The organism is Myceligenerans salitolerans (genome assembly GCF_017349295.1).
Taxonomy (GTDB): domain Bacteria; phylum Actinomycetota; class Actinomycetes; order Actinomycetales; family Cellulomonadaceae; genus Myceligenerans; species Myceligenerans salitolerans.
In genome coordinates, this window is record NZ_JAFMPK010000047.1 from 145,440 (window position 1) to 163,639 (window position 18,200).

Annotated in this window: 16 protein-coding genes; 9 read left to right on the top strand and 7 right to left on the bottom strand. The window is 70.3% G+C overall.

Annotated elements, in window-relative coordinates; genetic code table 11:
- Positions 1-70: 70 nt before the first annotated feature.
- A complete protein-coding gene (locus J0911_RS14210; protein WP_207276112.1) occupies positions 71-1,099 on the bottom strand; it encodes a tyrosine-type recombinase/integrase in 1,029 nt (342 codons plus the stop codon).
- A 191-nt stretch (positions 1,100-1,290) separates the two neighbouring features.
- On the opposite strand from J0911_RS14210, the gene J0911_RS14215 reads away from it, so the two are divergent.
- Positions 1,291-2,403, top strand: a complete 1,113-nt coding sequence (locus tag J0911_RS14215) for an alcohol dehydrogenase family protein (protein WP_242636749.1) — start codon at positions 1,291-1,293, stop codon at positions 2,401-2,403.
- On the top strand, positions 2,390-3,523 hold the full coding sequence (locus J0911_RS14220; protein WP_207276113.1) for a proline racemase family protein: 1,134 nt from the start codon (positions 2,390-2,392) through the stop codon (positions 3,521-3,523). The genes J0911_RS14215 and J0911_RS14220 overlap by 14 nt, the downstream gene beginning before the upstream one ends.
- A gap of 538 nt (positions 3,524-4,061) precedes the next feature.
- Here the strand turns inward: J0911_RS14220 and J0911_RS14225 are convergent.
- From J0911_RS14225 to J0911_RS14235, 3 genes are all read right to left on the bottom strand, one after another.
- Entirely contained in the window at positions 4,062-6,497 is a 2,436-nt protein-coding gene (locus J0911_RS14225) for an ATP-binding cassette domain-containing protein (protein WP_207276114.1), read from the bottom strand.
- Between the two features lie 77 nt (positions 6,498-6,574).
- The gene (locus J0911_RS14230; RefSeq protein WP_207276115.1) at positions 6,575-6,985 is read right to left on the bottom strand and encodes a VOC family protein; all 411 of its coding nucleotides are present in this window, start codon (positions 6,983-6,985) and stop codon (positions 6,575-6,577) included.
- A 10-nt stretch (positions 6,986-6,995) separates the two neighbouring features.
- Entirely contained in the window at positions 6,996-7,475 is a 480-nt protein-coding gene (locus J0911_RS14235) for a helix-turn-helix transcriptional regulator (RefSeq protein WP_207276116.1), read from the bottom strand.
- 131 nt (positions 7,476-7,606) lie between these two features.
- Here J0911_RS14235 and J0911_RS14240 point away from each other — a divergent pair, with 131 nt between their 5' ends.
- The 3 genes from J0911_RS14240 to J0911_RS14250 all read left to right on the top strand — a co-directional run bounded on the left by J0911_RS14240 (position 7,607) and on the right by J0911_RS14250 (position 10,135).
- Complete coding sequence (locus tag J0911_RS14240; protein WP_207276117.1) at positions 7,607-8,266, top strand: ABC transporter permease; 660 nt, start codon at positions 7,607-7,609, stop codon at positions 8,264-8,266.
- A gap of 19 nt (positions 8,267-8,285) precedes the next feature.
- Positions 8,286-9,311, top strand: a complete 1,026-nt coding sequence (locus J0911_RS14245) for an ABC transporter ATP-binding protein (RefSeq protein ID WP_207276118.1) — start codon at positions 8,286-8,288, stop codon at positions 9,309-9,311.
- Positions 9,312-9,379: 68 nt separating this feature from the next.
- Positions 9,380-10,135 (top strand): ABC transporter permease, encoded by a 756-nt coding sequence (locus J0911_RS14250; protein ID WP_207276119.1) that lies wholly within the window; start codon positions 9,380-9,382, stop codon positions 10,133-10,135.
- A gap of 129 nt (positions 10,136-10,264) precedes the next feature.
- Here the strand turns inward: J0911_RS14250 and J0911_RS14255 are convergent, their stop codons facing one another.
- Positions 10,265-11,212, bottom strand: a complete 948-nt coding sequence (locus J0911_RS14255; protein ID WP_207276120.1) for a glycine betaine ABC transporter substrate-binding protein — start codon at positions 11,210-11,212, stop codon at positions 10,265-10,267.
- 376 nt (positions 11,213-11,588) lie between these two features.
- Between J0911_RS14255 and J0911_RS14260 the strand changes: the two genes are divergently transcribed.
- On the top strand, positions 11,589-11,795 hold the full coding sequence (locus J0911_RS14260) for a hypothetical protein (RefSeq protein ID WP_207276121.1): 207 nt from the start codon (positions 11,589-11,591) through the stop codon (positions 11,793-11,795).
- Positions 11,796-11,886: 91 nt separating this feature from the next.
- On the opposite strand, the gene J0911_RS14265 is transcribed toward J0911_RS14260, so the two are convergent.
- Positions 11,887-12,252 (bottom strand): hypothetical protein, encoded by a 366-nt coding sequence (locus J0911_RS14265; RefSeq protein WP_207276122.1) that lies wholly within the window; start codon positions 12,250-12,252, stop codon positions 11,887-11,889.
- Between the two features lie 304 nt (positions 12,253-12,556).
- On the opposite strand from J0911_RS14265, the gene J0911_RS14270 reads away from it, so the two are divergent.
- Positions 12,557-13,726 (top strand): Lsr2 family protein, encoded by a 1,170-nt coding sequence (locus J0911_RS14270; RefSeq protein WP_207276123.1) that lies wholly within the window; start codon positions 12,557-12,559, stop codon positions 13,724-13,726.
- A 10-nt stretch (positions 13,727-13,736) separates the two neighbouring features.
- Here J0911_RS14270 and galE read toward each other — a convergent pair whose 3' ends face one another.
- A complete protein-coding gene (gene galE, locus J0911_RS14275; protein WP_207276124.1) occupies positions 13,737-14,759 on the bottom strand; it encodes a UDP-glucose 4-epimerase GalE in 1,023 nt (340 codons plus the stop codon).
- Positions 14,760-15,002: 243 nt separating this feature from the next.
- On the opposite strand from galE, the gene J0911_RS14280 reads away from it, so the two are divergent.
- Entirely contained in the window at positions 15,003-16,385 is a 1,383-nt protein-coding gene (locus J0911_RS14280; protein WP_207276125.1) for an NAD-dependent malic enzyme, read from the top strand.
- Positions 16,386-16,469: 84 nt separating this feature from the next.
- Positions 16,470-18,035: a tyrosine-type recombinase/integrase gene (locus J0911_RS20510; protein WP_242636750.1), complete on the top strand. Its 1,566-nt coding sequence runs from the start codon at positions 16,470-16,472 to the stop codon at positions 18,033-18,035.
- Positions 18,036-18,200: the final 165 nt, after the last annotated feature.

Sequence of the window (18,200 nt, forward strand, 5' to 3'; positions counted from 1 at the left end):
CTTCCCGTGCTCTTTGCTTTCGGATTCCCACGTTCGAGGGCGATCCCGCGTGGCGCGCGATCCAGCCGGCTCACTCGATGGCGGCCGCCAGAGGGTGGGACCGGATCGCCGCCGCGAGCTCGCCGTCGACCCGGTCGAGGTAGACACCGGTGGTGGCGATGGAGGCGTGCCCCAGCAGCTCGGCGACGACCTTGACGTCCCACCCCTCCGCCACCAGCAAGGTCGCGGTGGTGTGCCGCAGCGCGTGCGGCGTCGCCTCACGCCGCACGCCGTCGGGCATCCGGTTCACGGCACGGCGCAGCAGGCCCCGCACGGCCTGGGTGTCGATGCGGCGCCCGCGCCAGGACAGCAGGAGGGCGCGCTGCGCGTCGGCGTCGTCGGGGCGGCGTGCGGCCAGGCGCGGCCGCAGGCCCGTCAGGTAGGACTCCAACGCCGCGGCCAGCGGCGGGCTGAGCGCGACGGTGCGCGTGTGGCCGCCCTTGCCGCGGATGCGCCAGGTGGTGCGGACGTCCTCGCGGGTGAGGTCCGCGACGTCGGCGCGGGCGAGTTCGGACACGCGCGGACCGAGGACCAGGAGGAGCGCCAGGACGAGGCGGTCGCGGGCGGCCAGATCCTGGTCGGCACGGGCCGGTGTGGCGTCGTCGGCCGCCAGCAGGGAACGGGCAGCACCCGCGGACAGCGCCGTCCGTGCGGCGCGCAGCGGTTCACGGCTCCGGGCCGGCGGCGAGGCCCACTGCATCGGGTCGGCCTGGACCCAGCACTCGCGGGCCGCGTAGGAGAAGAACCGTGAGACCGACTGGCGGAACCGGTTGACCGTGGACGTGGACCGGCCCGGGCCGGCCTTGGCGCCCGGGTCGGTGAACCGGGCGTCGGGTGCGGCCTGGTAGCGCACGAGGATGGAGTCCACGTCGGAACCGCTGATGTCGTCGAGCACCGTGGTGGGGCCGGCCAGACGGGCGAACTCGGTGACGTCACGCGTGTAGCTGCGTGCGGTGGCGGGGGAGAGCACGTCGCGCACGGTCTCGACCTCGACGGCGGCGAGGTAGCGGCGGACGGCTTCGTCCACAGTGAGGCGTTCCAGGCGTGGTGGTGCAACCATGCAGGTCAGACTATGTGGAGACACTGACATGGGAAGTCCGCGCGGTGATCCTCGCGTCGTCTGCCTCCGCCTCCACGACGTCCGTGAGGCACGCGTCAGGGCCGAGGGCACGGACGAACGCGTCCTCGAGGTCGGGTGGCGGGTGAAGGCACGGTCGCCACCGGCCCGGATGTGCCCCTATGCTCGCATCGATGACACCGATTCCAGCGGTGATGAAGGCGGTGCGGCTCCTCGGGCACGGCGGCATGGACCAGCTCGTGCACAGCGACGACGTGCCGGTGCCCGAGCCGGGGCCGGGCGAGGTCCTGATCGACGTCCACGCCTGCGGGATGAACAACACCGACGTGTGGGTCCGCGAGGGCGCCTACGGCAGCGAGACCGACCCTGGTTCGGTGTCCACGTGGCGGCGAGGCCGCTCGACACTGACGTTTCCCCGCATCCAGGGCACCGACACCGTCGGTGAGATCGTCGCGGTCGGCGACGGTGTGCCCGGTGCGCGGATCGGGGAGCGGGTCATGGTGGACTTCAGTATCTACAACCGGCCCGAGGGAGACGACAGCCTCGCCGACATCGACTACATCGGCCACGGACGCGACGGGGGATATGCCGAGTATGTCGCCGTCCCGGCGGAGAACGCCTACGAGGTGACCTCCCGCATCAGCGACGCGGAGCTGGCCACGTTCTGCTGCGCCTACCTGACCGCCGAGCAGATGCTCGACCGGGCACGCCTGGAGGCGGGGGAGCGGGTCCTGGTGACGGGGGCGTCGGGCGGGGTCGGTTCGGCGGTCATCCAGCTGGCGCGCGTACGCGGCGCGATCCCGTACGCCGTCTCCAGCGCCGGCAAGGAGCACGCGCTCCGGGAGATCGGCGCCGAGGACGTCGTCCTGCGCGACGTACCCGATCTGGTGGGAGCCGTGGGGCGCATGGTGGACGGACCGGTCGACGTCGTCGCCGACCTGGTCGCGGGCCCGTTGTTCAACGACCTGCTGCGCATCCTGCGACCCGAGGGCCGGTACACGACGGCCGGCGCGATCGGCGGACCCGTGGTCGGCCTCGACCTGCGGACCATGTACCTGAAGCAGCTGGAGCTGCACGGGTCCTCGCAGGGAACGCGGACGGCGTTCCGACGGCTGGTGCGGTACATCGAGGACGGCCGGATCCGGCCGCTGCTCGACCGCACCTTCCGGCTGTCCGACTTCCACGAGGCGCAGCGCACCTTCATGAGCAAGACCTACGTCGGCAAGCTCGTCGTGGTGCCCGACCGGCACTGGGCCACGGTGGGAGCGCCGTATGCGGCATCGTGAGCGAACTCTCGAGCTCCTGGACACACAGTCCGGGGGAGACGTGAGCCGGATCGTCGTGGCCGGGGTGGGGCCGCTTCCCGGGGACACGGTACTCGCCAAGGCCCGCTACCTGCAGAGCGACGGCGACGGTCTGCGGCGGTTGCTGCTGTCCGAGCCCTACGGCGACCCCGCCATGTCCGTGGACCTGATCGTCGAGCCCTCGCATCCCGAGGCCCAGGCCGGCTACATCATCATGGAGGCGATGGGCTACCCGCTGTACTCGGGTTCCAACACGATCTGCACCGCCACGGCACTCCTGCAGAGCGGCCGGATCCCGATGCGCGAGGGCCTGCAGAGCGTCGTCCTGGAGTCGCCCGCGGGCCTGGCGCGGATCAGCGCGCGCGTCCTGGACGGGCGGGTCGTGTCGATCACCACTCAGGGCGAGCCCGCGTACGTGGCGGCCGAAGGTCTGGCCGTGGAGGTGCCGCACTACGGCGAGGTGCGGTTCGACCTGGTGTGGAGCGGCGCGTACTACGCGATGATCGACGCCGCGCGTCACGGGTTCACCCTCGCGGCTGCCGAGCAGATCGCACTCACCGCGTTCGGTGACGCGTTCGTGCGCGCGGCGCGGCCGGGCCTCCTTCAGGAGCATCCGGAGCTGGGCGACGTCGGCCCGTTGCCGTTCGCGCACTTCATGGGGCCCGTACGAGAAGCCGGCGGTACCGCCGACGGGCACGTGAGGTACGAGTCGCCGTCGGCGACCTACGTCCACCCCGGCGTGCTCTGCCGTAGCCCGACCGGCACGGGGACCTCGGCACGACTCGCGCTCATGGCTCGTCGCGGCGAGATCCGCGAGGGCGACGAGCTGGAGACCATCTCACCGCGCGGGAGCCGGTTCATCGGCACCGTGCGAGAGAACGCCCAGGTGGGCGACTATCCCGCGCTGCACTCGACGATCACCGGCAGCGCGCGCCTCATGGCGCACTCGCACATCACCGTGGACCTGGACGACCCGCTCGTGGACGACTCCGACCTGGAGCACGTGCTCTCACCGCTGGACGCCGGGAACGTCGCCCACGACGGTGAGGCGCCACCGGGCGACGCACGGGCGCACGGCTGGCCCCGGCACGTGATCCGATAATGCACATTATGTCATTTCGAAGGGAAGGACGCCCCCCTTCCGGTGCGATGTCCGGTGCTCGTGCGGGCCGGCGGCTGACGGTCCGGGCACCGCCGGCCCGGTGCTCGCGCCCATGCCCTCTGGTGATGTCCTCTGGTGACCTCCGGTGCCCGGCTTCTGACGCCCGAGCCACGTGGCGCGTCCGCCGGCCCGAGGGCTGATCTTGCAGGGTGTCCGGTACGTCCGATGTCTGGGCCCGGCCCTGCCTGGCGCCGGTGGCGGTGCGTGGGCGGCCGTGGGTCGACGGCCCGCTTCAGGTGCTAGACAATGGTGTATAGCGCAACACAACGGTCTTACCAGGATGACCAGTGCGTCACTGGATGATCTCGTCACCTTCGCGGGGCGCCGCCTTCGGCCACCAGGAGCTGTCCGGGAACGGGTGCTTCGAGCGGTGTCCGCGGTGGCGGAGCGGCGCGCGGAGGCGTGTCACGCTTTCGCGCCGCTCCACCACCGCTCCCCCGCTGCCTCCTGCGTCACATCCCCCTGATCCACGTCCCCGCTACTGCCCCACGTACTCCGCGAGGTGCTGCCCGGTCAGGGTCGACGCGTCCGCGACCAGGTCCGCCGGTGTCCCTTCGAAGACCACGTGCCCGCCGTCGTGCCCGGCGCCGGGACCGAGATCGATGATCCAGTCGGCATGCGCCATCACGGCCTGGTGGTGTTCGATGACGATGACGGACTTCCCGGCGTCCACGAGCCGGTCCAGGAGGCCGAGCAGGTTCTCCACGTCGGCGAGGTGCAAGCCCGTGGTGGGCTCGTCCAGGAGGTAGACGCCGCCCTTCTCCCCCATGTGCATGGCAAGCTTGAGACGCTGCCGTTCACCACCCGAGAGCGTGTTGAGCGGCTGCCCGAGCTTCAGGTAGCCGAGCCCGACGTCGCGCAGGTGCCCCAGTGTCTTGCGCGCCGCGGGCACCTTGGAGTCCGCGGCGCCGAAGTACTCGTACGCCTGGCTCACCGACAGGTCCAGGACCTCGGCGATGTTCAGTTCGCCGAGCCGGTGCTCCAGCACGGCCGCCTGGAACCGCCGCCCACCGCAGTCCTCACAGGGCGTCGCGACCGTCTCCATGAAACCGAGTTCGGTGTAGATCATGCCGTTGCCCTTGCAGGTGGGGCAGGCGCCCTCCGAGTTCGCGCTGAACAGCGCCGGCTTGACCCCGTTCGCCTTCGCGAACGCCTTGCGGATGGCGTCCAGCATCCCGGTGTAGGTGGCCGGGTTGGAGCGGCGTGACCCCTTGATCGCGCCCTGGTCCACGACGACGACGCCGTCCCGCCCGGCGAGGTTTCCGTGCACCAGCGAGCTCTTGCCGGAGCCCGCCACGCCCGTGACAACCGTCAGTACGCCGGTGGGCACGTCGACGTCGACCTGGCGCAGGTTGTTCTGGTCCGCTCCCCGGATCTCCAGGGCACCGTCCGCCGGGCGCACCGACTCCTTGAGCCGTGCGCGGTAGCCCAGGTGCCTGCCCGTCAGCGTGTCGGCCGCCGCGAGCCCGTCGACGGTGCCCTCGTAGCAGATCGTGCCACCGTCGGTGCCGGCGCCGGGGCCCAGGTCGATCACGTGGTCCGCGATCGCGATCGTCTCGGGCTTGTGCTCCACCACGAGCACCGTGTTGCCCTTGTCCCGCAGGCTGAGCAGGAGGCTGTTCATCCGCTGGATGTCGTGCGGGTGCAAGCCGATGGTCGGCTCGTCGAAGACGTACGTGACATCCGTGAGCGCCGACCCCAGGTGCCGGATCATCTTGGTGCGCTGCGCCTCGCCCCCGGACAGCGTGCCCGCGGGACGGTCCAGTGACAGATAGCCCAGGCCGATGTCGGTGAACGAGTCGAACAGGTGCAGCAGACTCCCGACGAGCGGCGCGACGGCCGGGTCGTCCACACCTCGCGCCCATTCGGCGGCGTCGGTGATCTGCATCGCGCAGACGTCGGCGATGTTCTTGCCCCTGATCCTCGCGGACCGCGCCGACTCGTTGAGCCGCGTGCCCTCGCAGGCCGGACACGGCCCGAACACCGCCGCGGCCTCCACGAACCGCCGCAGGTGCGGCTGCAGCGACTCCGGGTCCTTGCTGAACATCGACGCGCGGATCTTCGGGATGAGCCCCTCGTAGGTGTAGTTCATCCCCATGGCCTTGACCTTGGTCTTCTCCTTGTACAGGAGGTCCTCGCGCTCCTGCGGGGAGTAGTCCTTGATCGCCTTGTCCGGGTCCACGAACCCCGACTCGGAGAATCCTCGCACCATCCAGCCGTCCGCCGTGTATCCGGGCACCAGGATCGCGCCCTCGGACAGCGACCGGTCCTCGTCGACGATCACGGACAGGTCCAGGTCCGAGACACTTCCCCGGCCCTCGCACTCCGGGCACATTCCCCCGAGGTACACCTGCTCGCGCACCACGGCCTTGTCCACCTTGCCGCCGGCCTTCTCGGTGCTCATCACGCCACTGGCCTTGCTGGTGGGGATGTTGAAGGAGAACGCCGGCGGCGGCCCCACGTACGGCTCCCCGATCCGGCTGAACAGGTTACGCAGCATCGCGTTCGCGTCCGTCACCGTGCCGACCGTCGAGCGGACGTTCGCACCGAGACGCTCCTGGTCCACCAGGATCGCCGTCGTGATGCCCTCGAGCCGGTCGACGTCGGGCCGTGGCAGGGACGGCATGAATCCCTGTACGAACGTCGAGTACGTCTCGTCGATGAGTCGGCGCGACTCCGCGGCGACCGTGCCGAACACGAGTGAGCTCTTGCCCGAACCCGACACGCCCGTGAACACCGTCAGCCGCCGCTTCGGGATCTCGACGTCGACGTCTCTCAGGTTGTTCTCCCGGGCCCCGGTCACCCGGATCAGATCGTGCCGGTCCGCGGGATGGGCCGGCGACGGCGTGCCGTCACCGCTCACCCGGTCGGCATTCCTCACGGCGGACCCGGCCGTCCTGACACTCGTGTTCATGGTCTCGCTCTCCGCAGCGGTGGTCGTGAATCTGGCGATGGTTCCCGCACAGTACTGCGGGACACCGACACGGCCCGTCAGCCGGTCTGGTTGAACCGGATGTGGTTGCCGGCAGGGTCGCGGAACGCGCAGTCCCGGACCCCGTAGGGCTGGTCGACCGGTTCCTGGACCACCTCTGCTCCGGCGGCCTGGATCCTGTCGAACGTCCTGTCGATGTCGGGCGTGGCCAGGACGAGGGTCGCGTAGGTGCCCTTGGCCATCATCTCGGCGATGGTCCGGCGCTCGTCCTCGGTGATGCCCGGGTCCGCCGCCGGCGGCGTCAGCACCACCGACGTGTCCGACCCTGGCGGCGCCACGGTGATCCAGCGCATCGCGCCGCCGCCCACATCCTGGCGCACCTCGAAACCGAGGACGTCACGGTAGAACGCCAGCGACTCCTCCGGATCCGTGTGCGGGAGGAACGTGTGGTGAATCCTGATCGTGTCCATACCCGTGACGCTAGGCGTGCGCGGGCGACGGCGCTTCTCGATTCCTGACCGGCCGTACGGCAGCGCCACCCGAACCGTTGCGCACCGGCCGCGTCACCTGCTTGGCGATGCACGGCGGCATCCCCGACGTGTCCTGGGCGCCCTCGATCCGGTAGACGCTGGGCGGCACGCCCACCAGCTCCGCGAACCGCGTGCTGAACGTGCCCAGCGACGAGCAGCCCACCGCGAAACACACCTCCGTGACGCTCATGTCACCACGGCGCAGCAGCGCCATCGCCCGTTCGATCCGCCTCGTCATCAGGTACGAGTACGGTGACTCGCCGTAGGCCCGCTTGAACTCCCGGCTCAGGTGCCCGGCCGACATGTGCACGCCACGTGCCAGCGCCTCCACGTCCAGCGGCTGCGCGTACTCCCGGTCGATCCGGTCGCGTACCCGGCGCAGCAACCTGAGACTGCGCAGGCGCTCGCGATCGGTTGGTGATGTACCCATTCGTCGATGATCTCAGGACGCCACGGCGAGTTTTATGTTGCCGCGTCGTTGCCGGTGTTTTACATAAGCCGTGCCACGCTTGTGTATGGTGATGCACCCGTAAGGCTGGCGCTCTTGTGGGGAAGGTGTGCGTGGACGGACTGCATAGCTGGTGGGAGTACGTCGTCGGACACGGTGACGACGTCCTGGAGGCCACGCTGGAGCATGCCCAGATCACGGTGGTGGTCGTCATCCTGGCGACGGTTTTCTCCGTAGCGCTCGGGGTCTGTGTGCAATCACGGCCCACCAGCAAGGCGATAGCCCTCGCGATCGCGAGCATCTTCCTGACGATCCCGGCGCTTGCTCTCTTCGCACTTTTCATCCCGTTGGTCGGACCGGGCGACAACCCGGCGATGATGGCGCTTTTCCTCTACGCGATCCTGCCGATCCTGCGCAACACCGTGACCGGTCTCGACGAGGTCAGCCCAGCAGTTGTCGAGTCCGCCCGCGGGATGGGCATGAGTTCCGCGCAGCGGCTCTGGCGGGTACGGCTCCCGTTGGCCTGGCCACTGATCATGACCGGCGTGCGCATCTCGACGCTGCTGACGGTCGGCATCGCGGCGATCGCCATCCTGGTGGGGGGCGGTGGCCTGGGAACGTTCATTCAGGGCGGCCTCACGCGCCTGGGCCTGCCCAACAGCGTGGAGTCGGTGTGGGTCGGGACCGTTTTCACCGTCCTGCTCGGCCTCGCACTCGATGTCGTCCTGTCCCTGGTCCAGCGCTTGACCAGCTCCCGCGGCCTCCGGGCCTGAAACGAAGGTAAGGAACCTCATGGCAGGCGAACCGAAGATCCGACTCGACCACGTGAGCAAGATCTACCAGGGGGCCGAAGGCCCGGCGGTCGCAGAACTCACCCTGGACATCGATCCTGGAGAGATCCTTGTCCTGGTCGGCCCCTCCGGTTGCGGCAAGAGCACCACCCTTCGCCTCATCAACCGGATGATCGAGCCCACGAGCGGACGAATCTATCTCGACGGGGACGACGTCACGGACGTCAACCCGGACCAGCTGCGCCGACGGATCGGCTACGTGATCCAGCAGATCGGCCTTTTCCCGCACCAGACCATTGCCGAGAACGTGGCCACGGTGCCGAAGATGCTCCGGTGGGACAGGAAGAGGATCTCCACACGGGTCGACGAACTGCTCGAGCTGGTGGGGCTCGACCCGCGCGTGTACCGGGACCGCTACCCCAAGGAGTTGTCCGGCGGCCAGGCGCAGCGCGTCGGCGTCGCGCGGGCGCTCGGCGCCGACCCCTCCATCATGCTGATGGACGAGCCGTTCGGCGCCATCGACCCGATCACGCGCGAGAGCCTGCAGAACGAGTTCCTGCGCCTGCAGGAGGAACTGCGCAAGACGATCGTGTTCGTCACGCACGACATCGACGAAGCGATCAAGATGGGTGACCGGATCGCGATCCTGGGTGAGCAGAGTGTGGTTCATCAGGCCGATACGCCTGAGCGCATCCTCGCCTATCCGGTGGACGACTTCGTGCGGAGCTTCATCGGAGCCGGCACCGCGATGAAGGGTCTCGCGTTCGAGCGCGTCGGGGACCTGGACCTGGCACCGTTCGACGAGGGCAGGAACGGGGACGGGAAGCCTGTGGGAACGATCACCGCGGACGCGACGCTCTTCGAGGCGCTCGAGGAGATGCTGCGCACCGCGGACGGGAAGACGGTGGTGGTAGATGAGTCGGGCCGGCCCGCCGGGGTGGTGGAGCTGAGCCATCTCAGCGACGCGTTGCGGACAGCCCAGGACGAGGCGCGTCGACACTACGACGAGCTCGGGGCCGCCTCGTGAGCGAGGCGGTCACTCCCCTCACCGCCAGGTGGCGACACGGGCGGAAACATTCTGTCTCGACCGTCGCGATGCCGACCGGAGCCCAGCTCTGGCACCGATATTCGCTGGTCCTGGCGCCCGCCTTCATCGCCGGGCTGGGGCTCGTGCTCTGGTACTACTACAACAGCCTCGGCGTCGGGACCATCGCGCAGATTCAGGTATCTTCCGCGCTCGACTGGGAAACCAAGCTGAAGCCGCAGCTGATCCAGCACCTGACGATCGCGGCCTGGTCCACTCTGCTGGTGATTCTTGTCGCAGTGCCGCTAGGGGTCCTGCTGACCCGCGGCGGCCCGCGCAGGATCGCGCCGGCAGTCCTGGCTGTCGCGAACTCGGGACAGGCGCTGCCGGCGTACGGTCTGCTGATCATCTTCCTCGCAGCGATGGGGCAAGGCGGCCGCACCGTGGTCGTGGCCCTGGTGGTCTACGCGATCCTCCCCGTACTGCGGAACACGATGGTGGGCCTCGACGGTGTCGACCGCAGCATGCTCGAGGCCGGCCGCGGGATGGGTATGACCCGCATGCAGACCCTGCTGCGGATCGAGCTTCCGCTCGCGGTTCCCGTGATCGTGGCGGGCATCCGTACCGCGATGGTCCTCAACATCGGCATGGCCACGCTTGCGTTCCTGATCGGCGGCGGCGGTCTCGGGATCACGATCAGCTCGGGACTGAAGCTCAACCAGGACGCGGTGCTGCTCGTCGGTGCCATCACGGTCGCGCTCGTCGCGCTCACCTTTGACTGGTTCGGCGCCTTGGCCGAGCGATTCTTGCACCCGCGCGGTCTCTAGCCGCCGTCGCCCGGGAGATCCACCGGTGGCACGAACGGGCTGTTCACAGGAGAGCCGTGATCGGGCGGACCCGCCGTCTGGCGCGACGGCCGCTCGATCACGGCTCCTGTGAGTGCGAGCATCCTGGGCTCAGACGAGGCCCTGTTCTTCCAGGTACTCGGCGGCGACGTCGTCCGCGCTCTCCCCCTCGACGTCGACCTTCGCGTTCAGCTCGGCCATCGTGGCGTTGTCGAGCGGAGCGAAGATGGCTTCGACGAGCTCGTCGTAGACATCCGCGTGCTCCCCGTACACCGCGTTGTCGAACGTGTAGGACGCGTTGTAGATGATCATCACGCCCGGATCTTCGACGAGCTCGATGTTGAGCGCCTCGATACGGCCGTCGGTCGTGAAGATCTCACCGAAGTCGCAGTTCGCCGCGGCCGTCTCGGTATAGATCAGGCCTGTGTCGAGGATCTGGATCTGCTCCTGCGGCACCTCGTAGCCCGTGGCGTCCTCGAAGAGGATCAGCCCGTCGGGACGATCGGGAAACTCGGTCTCCATGCAGACGGTCGCGTCCGGGTTGGCCTCCAGGTAGTCAGCCATGCCCTGGAAGTCGAACCCGCCCTCGGCCGCCGCGAGGTCGCCGTTGGCCGCAAAGCCGTAGGTGTCGTTGAACGGGGAGGTCCCGACCCACTTGATGTCGTTCTGTTCGAGATCTTCCTGGGACGTGACCTGGAAGAGCTCTTCCGGGTCGCTGCTCGGGTCCTCATGGCCGAGGTGGACGGTCCAGCCTGTGCCGTTGTACTCGGGGTACACGTCGATCTCCTCGGCCAGGAGGGCGTCACGGGCGACCGAGGTGCCACCCAGGTTCGTCTGCGTGGTCACGTCCGCTCCCTCGGCCTCGAGCGTTTGGACCAGCAGTTCGCCGAGCAGGATGTTCTCCGTGAAGTCCTTGGATCCAACGGTGATGCTCACCCCGCTGAGCCGGCCGTCGCCTCCGCCGGACGAATCGGTCGTGCCGCAGGCGGTCAGGGTCAGGCTTGTGGCGAGACCGGCGGCGAGACCGGCCGCGACGTCGAGCTTTCCGCGGGTACGCATGGATCTACTCCCTGGTTGTCGTCGGTTCTGCCCTTTGCGAGACAGTTCGTCCCGCTTGGGGCACGCCCCAACGTAACCTGCCCTTGTTTCGGTGATTTGTCCGCAGGGTTCCCGGCCCTCGATCGAGGGGACAACGACCCACGCCCACGGCCGTCACGCAGACGCATCGAGAGCCCTTGGATGCTCCCCACCACCGGATTGCCCCGGGTAACAGTCCCTTGCCCGATTCGCTCCCCGCATCGTGATGGGACCGTAATCGGCTCCCCGGCAACGGCAGCCGGATCTCGTGCGTCCATGGAAGAGAGGCGTTCGGCAGGGAAACGCCGCGCATGGAGTCATCGACGGCAGTCACGATGACGGCGAGGGGACGTGAGCCATGACCAACATCACGATCGGCAGAGGGGACTTCTCCGACCCCGGTTTCGGCTCCGGCCACGGGCCGGGAGACGACCGCTACACCGCACCACGGGAGATCAGCGGCTGGATTCCGCTGCTGGCCTCGGGGATCGCGCTTCTCGCGATGGTCGTCGCGGGAAGCGTGCTGTTCGGGGAGGCGGTCAAGTCCGCCCTCGGCGCGCTGTGAGGCGACGGCCGAACGAGGCGGGCACGGATACGCCGTGGCGCGTCACCGTCCCGGCGGACCGGCCCCCGGCGCACCGCCGCCGGGGGCCGGCTCACGCGGCGTAGTAGTCGGTACCCACGGTCCAGGCCGCGAACGCGAATGCCGCGAACAGGCCGAGCGCCACGACGAGGTTGACCACCGGGTAACGCCGCTCGCCCGGCTCGCGGATCACGGGCTCCATGGCCAGGCCCGCACCGCCGAGCAGCAGCACCAGGGCGACGAACCAGATCGGGAACGTCAGTTCCCCGCTGCGCATCACTCCCTGGACGGCGTCGGACCACCAGTCCACCCAGTGCGGGACGCTCTCCGTCAGGCCGGTCCCGGTCGCCCGGGCCTCCGCGAGCCAGAGAGCCGCGTACGGAATCCCGAGACCGAGCGCGGCCAGCGCGCGCCAGTCGATGACCGTCAGCTTCGCCATGCCTGATCTCGCTCTCTGTCGTTCACCGGCGACACGGCCGGACCGCAATTCCTTGTCCAACTTGTGATAATCCGCTGTCCATTGTGCATTCGCCCAGGCCAGAGCGCTACCAGGGAGAGCGATCCGGCCGGTCCGACGACTCCTCGCAGCGTGGAAGGACTCTCGGCGACGATTCGACTTTCGGAGCATTTGGCCTGGTGGCACTCTATGGCCGACGGTGGAACCGCGGTCGGCGCCACGCCTTGGGTGGCCCCGCGCCACACCGCCGGATCCAGGGTGAGGCTGCGAGGGAGCTGACGGGACGATGACACTTGCCAGGTCGGACACCGGCACGCCCGCGTACGCCGTCCTCGGCATGGCCACCAGCGGAATCGACCTGGACCGTGACACCGTCCGCGACCTGGCGGTCGTCCGCCTCGACGAGCAGGGCGGACTGGTCGACGAGTGGGCCACCACCCTCGACGAGGGCACGTTCGCCGACCAGGGCGCCCAGGTGCGCGAACTGCTCTCCCAGATGGCCGTCGTCACGCACAACGGACGCCTCGGCGTGGAGATGCTCCGCCGCGTCCTGACCCGCGCCGGATGGGACGTGCCCACCATCGCGCAGGCCACGACCCTCGAAGCCAGCTTCACCTACCTGCCGCGGCTGCTCCGCCGCCGGCTCGCCGACTGCTGCACCGCCGCCGGCGTCACCGGGCCCGACGGCCAGGCGTCCGGCGAGGCACGCGCCACCGCCGAGCTGCTCGTGCGATTCCTCGGCGGCGTCGCCGGCGTGCCACCCGCTCACGAGCTGACCGGCGTCACGCTGCGCGCCTGGGTCTACCCGTGGCCCGCGCACCCCACACGTGCCGCCGCGCCCCGTCCCCGGCCCTGGGTCCGTCCCGCGCCCCGGCCCTACGGCCTGGCACCCGCACCCCGGCACCTCAACGCACGCCAGCTCGCCGACGGCGCGGCAGGCACCCTGGGACACGAACACGCCTACCTCACCCTGCTCGCCGAGGAGGTCGCGCGGGGCCGGCTCCCCGAACCCGAGCCCGGCGCCCGTACCGGCCAGTCCGGCCTGACCGGGTTCACGGACCCGCCCGCGCTACGCCTGCTCGAGGAGGTCGCCACCGTCCTGCGCGTCGACGACCTCGCCGCCGCGCACCGGGACTTCGTCAACACGCTGATCGCCCAGGCGATCGAGGAGGACCGGTACGCCCAGGAGGAACGCCAGGAACTGTTCCGGCTCGCGTCGTTGCTCGGCGTGCCGTGGTCCGTGGTTCTGGAACCGATCGTGGAAGCCACCCCGCTCGACTTCCCCAAGGTCGTGGACAACACCGGCAGCAGCCGTCGCCCCGCCGCCGGCGGCGGGGCGGGGCCCAAGGCGATCCGCGCCTGGGCGGCGGCCAACGGCTACGTCATCGCCCCGGAGGAGAAGATCCCCTGGAACGTCGTCCGCGCCTTCGAGGAGGCGCAGGAGCAGCAGAACTGACGTCCGCCGCTCACGCGTCCGGGTAGCCCCGCGGGTTCGCGGACTGCCACCGCCACGTGTCCGCGCAGATCTCGTCGATCGTGCGCGTCGCACGCCAGCCCAGCTCCGTGTTCGCTCGCGCGGGGTCCGCCCAGAACGCGGCCAGGTCGCCCGGCCGCCGTGGCCCCACCTCGTACGGCAGCTCCCTGCCCGCCGCCCGCTCGAACGCGTGCACCATCTCCAGCACCGACGTGCCCCGGCCGGTACCGAGATTGAACGCCCGCACCGGCTCCGCGAGCTCCTCCAGGTGCTCCAGCGCCGCCACGTGCCCCTCGGCCAGGTCCATCACGTGGATGTAGTCCCGCTCGCACGTCCCGTCCGCGGTCGGGTAGTCGTCACCGAACACCGTGAGGCGCTCGCGACGGCCCACGGCCACCTGCGCGATGAACGGCATGAGGTTGTTCGGGATGCCCTGCGGGTCCTCGCCGATCCGCCCGGAGGGGTGGGCCCCCACGGGATTGAAGTACCGCAGCAGGGCGATCCGCCAGCCCTCGTGCACCGCGGCGACATCGGCCAGGACCCGTTCGATCACGACCTTCGTCTGCCCGTACGGGGAGGAGGCCGACAGGTGCTCGTACTCCTCCTGGTAGGGAACCGGGGCGTGCTCGCCGTACACGGTCGCCGAGGAGGAGAAGACGAACTTGGTGACCCCGGTGCGCTCCATGGCACGCAGCAGCGAGAACGTGGCGTCGAGGTTGTTCTGGTAGTAGCGCAGCGGCTCGGAGACCGACTCGCCCACCGCCTTGAACCCGGCGAAGTGCACGACGGCGTCGATCTGCTCGTGCGTGAACAGCTGCTCGGTCTTCTCGGTGTTCGTCAGGTCGAAGGCGTGGAACGGGACGTGCTTGCCGCTGAGCGCCTCCAGGCGCCCCTGCACCGTGGGCTTGCTGTTCGAGAAGTCGTCGACGACGACGACGTCGTGCCCCGCCTCGAGCAGGGACAGGACGGTGTGGGAGCCGATGTAGCCGGCTCCGCCGGAGACGAGGACGCGCATGGCGGTCAATCTACCCGCGCTCGCGTGGATCGCGGCGGGTGTTTCGCGCTTCGGCCGCGTGAATGTCATCCTTGACCCACAAGCCTCTCTCCGTGAGCCGTCCGCACACCCGCGACCCACGCCACGGATCTGCCTCTCTGTTCGCTTCATCGCACGACGGGCCCCGTTCGTACCGATTCGACCGCGCCGTCCCGGTGCCGGCCGGCGGTCACGCGCACCCGGGGACCACAGGAGGAAAGACCCTTGGCTCTGCCCAGCCCCAGCTACACGATCACCCTGCGCGTGGAGGTTCCCGCCTCGCAACGCGCCACCAGTACCGTGGTCGGCGCCGTCGCCGATGCGGGAGCCGCCGTGACCGGCGTCGACATCGCCCACTCCACGAACGAGGGTCTCGTCGTGGACGTGACGTGCGACGCCGTCGACGGCGACCACTCGGACCGCATCGTCGCGACCCTCGACGCGCTGCCGGGCGTGCGCGTGCTCAAGGTCAGCGACTCCACGTTCCTCATGCACCTGGGCGGGAAGATCGAGATCTCCACGAAGACGCCCATCAGGACCCGCCGGGACCTGTCCCGCGCCTACACGCCCGGGGTCGCCCGGGTGTGCGAGGCGATCGCTCGGCGTCCCGAGGACGCCCGCCACCTGACGATCAAGCGCAACACGGTCGCCGTCGTCACCGACGGCACGGCCGTGCTCGGGCTCGGGGACATCGGGCCCGCCGCCGCGTTGCCCGTCATGGAGGGCAAGGCCGCGCTGTTCAAGGAGTTCGGCGGTGTCGACGCCTGGCCCGTGTGCCTCGACACCACGGACACCGAGGAGATCATCCGCACCGTCAAGGCCCTCGCGCCCGTGTACGGCGGGGTGAACCTCGAGGACATCGCCGCACCGCGCTGCTTCGAGATCGAGGCACGACTGCGCGCCGAGCTGGACATCCCCGTCTTCCACGACGACCAGCACGGCACCGCCATCGTGGTGCTCGCCGCGCTGATCAACGCGCTGAAGGTGGTGGACAAGAAGCTGCCCGAGGTGCGCGTGGTCGTCTCGGGCGTCGGTGCGGCGGGGAACGCCATCATCCGTCTCCTCAAGGCGCAGGGCGCCCAGCACGTGGTCGCGTTCGGACGCTCCGGCGCGCTGCGCGCGGGCAGTCCCAGCGGCGACCCGCACCGCGACTGGATCGCGCAGAACACGAACGCGGAGGACTTCACCGGCACGCTCGCCGAAGGGCTGCGAGGCGCCGACGTCTTCATCGGGGTCTCGGCCGGCAACATCCTCACCGGCGCTGACGTCGCCACCATGGCCGAGGACGCCGTCGTGCTGGCCCTGGCCAACCCCACCCCCGAGGTCGACCCCACGGCCGCGAGCGAGACCGCGGCCGTCGTGGCGACCGGCCGCAGCGACTATCCCAACCAGATCAACAACGTGCTCGCCTTCCCCGGCCTGTTCCGCGGGCTCCTCGACACCGGCGCGTCGGAGATCACCACCGAGATGCTGCGCGTCGCGGCGGTCGCGATCGCGGGCGTCGTCGGCGAGGACGAGCTGAACAGCGCGTTCATCATCCCGGGCGTGTTCGACCACCGCGTCGCGGAGGCCGTGGCCGGCGCGGTGCGGAGCGTCAGCGAGAGGTAGCACGCGCGTCCGAGACACCCTGCCGGGCGCACGTCCGGCGCGTCATCGCCCGAGCTGTCGGCCCTGCCCGATTAGTCTTCCCGCATGGCCTACACCGAGACCCGGACGAACCGCGCCGGTCGCACCGTGCACGTGGGCCGGTACCGCGTGGACGGGCGCCTGCGCAGCACGCGCCAGATGTCCTCCAGGCGCGAGGCGCTCGCCACCGCGCGGCGCCTGGAGGAGGCCGGGAAGCGCGGCGAGTGGGTGGACCCGGCCGCGTCCCGCATCACCGTGGCCGCCTGGTTCGACACGTGGCAGGCCGGCCGCGCCGACCGCGCGCCCCGCACCCTGGAGGCCGAACGGGAACGGTTCCGCTCGCTGGTCGCGCCGCGCTTCGGCGACGTGCCGCTGCGGCAGGTCACCCACGAGGACGTGACCCGCTGGTCGGCCACGATGACCTCCCCCACCACCGGCGAGGCCGCCTCGCCGGCGCGCCGCCGCGATGCGATGCGCCTGCTCGTCGCGCTCCTGGACGCCGCCGTCGATGCCCGGAGGCTGCCCGCCAACCCTGCCCGGTCGGCGTCGGGCAAGGTCACCGCGCTCCCCCGCGCGCCGAAGACCAAGCCGCACCGCTACCTCGGCCACGAGCAGCTGCGCCGCGTCGCCGACGCCGCCGGGGCCCCCGGCACGCCGGCGCGCACCCTGATCCTGCTGACCGCCCTGACGGGCCTGCGCTGGGGCGAGGTCAGCGCTCTGACCGTGTCCGACGTCGACCCCCTGCGCGGCCGCCTCGCGGTCACCAAGGCATACACCCGCCTCGACGACGGATCGCTCCTGCTCGGCGACACCAAGACGCACGCCCGCCGCGAGGTGCCGCTGCCCGCCGCCGTGGCCGACGACGTCGCCGCGCTCATGGCGGGCCGCGCCCCGGGCGACCTCCTCTTCCCCGGCGCCACCGGTGCCCCCCTGCGCCGCGAGAGCTTCGACCGCTCCGCCTTCCGCCCGGCGGTGCGCGCTGCCGGCACGGCGGTGTCGATCGTCTCGGAGATCATCGACGCCGCAATGTCCGACGCCGCAATGTCCGACGCCGTGCCGACCGACGCGGTGCCGACCGACGGCACAGCAGGCCGCGTCCTCCCCGGTGTCGCGACGACATCCGCCGTGGTGGCGTCCAGCGCCCCTGCTCGCCTCCGCACCGCGGGCCGCATCGTGTACGACGACGTCCTGGCGGGGCGCGTCCTCCGGCTCCAGTCCCGGCACGGCTTGGAGCCCACCGGCACCTGCGGGCCGGAGACGTGGGCGGTGCTGGCGGAGCTCGACCGGACGCATCGCGACGGGCTGACCCGGGGGCAGAAGGTGAGCCGCACCCGGCTGCTCGCAGCACTCGCCCGCACCACGCTCGCGCCCGGTGCCAAGGACTTCGACACCCTCACCCTGCATGACCTGCGGCACACGGCCGCGTCCCTGGCGATCGCGGGCGGCGCGAGCGTCAAGGCGGTGCAGCGGCTGCTGGGCCACGAGTCCCCGATGCTCACCCTGTCCACCTACGCGGGCCTGTTCGAGGACGACCTGGACACGGTGGGCGAGGTCATGTCGGCGGGCTTCGCGGCCGCCGGGCCGGGCACTCCGGCCGGTGACCGGAGCGTGTTGCGGGCCGTGCCGTCCTGACCTGCGGCCCGCGGCCCGACGACACGACCGTGGTCGTCGGTCACAAGGCGCACCCGGTCGTGGGTGCCGACCGGGTGCGGCGGTCGCGCGAGAGGGCCGGGGCGCTTGGACCCATGCACATTCCGGCAGGGGTCACGAACGCCGGGCGGACGCCTCCACCGTTGA

Coding starts and splice junctions, on each gene's coding strand:
- J0911_RS14235 (WP_207276116.1), bottom strand. CDS start 7,475: ATGGGTACATCACCAACCGATCGCGAGCGCCTGCGCAGTCTCAGGTTG.
- J0911_RS14220 (WP_207276113.1), top strand. CDS start 2,390: ATGCGGCATCGTGAGCGAACTCTCGAGCTCCTGGACACACAGTCCGGG.
- J0911_RS14260 (WP_207276121.1), top strand. CDS start 11,589: ATGACCAACATCACGATCGGCAGAGGGGACTTCTCCGACCCCGGTTTC.
- J0911_RS14250 (WP_207276119.1), top strand. CDS start 9,380: ATGCCGACCGGAGCCCAGCTCTGGCACCGATATTCGCTGGTCCTGGCG.
- J0911_RS14265 (WP_207276122.1), bottom strand. CDS start 12,252: ATGGCGAAGCTGACGGTCATCGACTGGCGCGCGCTGGCCGCGCTCGGT.
- J0911_RS14230 (WP_207276115.1), bottom strand. CDS start 6,985: ATGGACACGATCAGGATTCACCACACGTTCCTCCCGCACACGGATCCG.
- J0911_RS20510 (WP_242636750.1), top strand. CDS start 16,470: ATGGCCTACACCGAGACCCGGACGAACCGCGCCGGTCGCACCGTGCAC.
- J0911_RS14245 (WP_207276118.1), top strand. CDS start 8,286: ATGGCAGGCGAACCGAAGATCCGACTCGACCACGTGAGCAAGATCTAC.
- J0911_RS14270 (WP_207276123.1), top strand. CDS start 12,557: ATGACACTTGCCAGGTCGGACACCGGCACGCCCGCGTACGCCGTCCTC.
- J0911_RS14215 (WP_242636749.1), top strand. CDS start 1,291: ATGACACCGATTCCAGCGGTGATGAAGGCGGTGCGGCTCCTCGGGCAC.
- galE (WP_207276124.1), bottom strand. CDS start 14,759: ATGCGCGTCCTCGTCTCCGGCGGAGCCGGCTACATCGGCTCCCACACC.
- J0911_RS14210 (WP_207276112.1), bottom strand. CDS start 1,099: ATGGTTGCACCACCACGCCTGGAACGCCTCACTGTGGACGAAGCCGTC.
- J0911_RS14225 (WP_207276114.1), bottom strand. CDS start 6,497: ATGAACACGAGTGTCAGGACGGCCGGGTCCGCCGTGAGGAATGCCGAC.
- J0911_RS14255 (WP_207276120.1), bottom strand. CDS start 11,212: ATGCGTACCCGCGGAAAGCTCGACGTCGCGGCCGGTCTCGCCGCCGGT.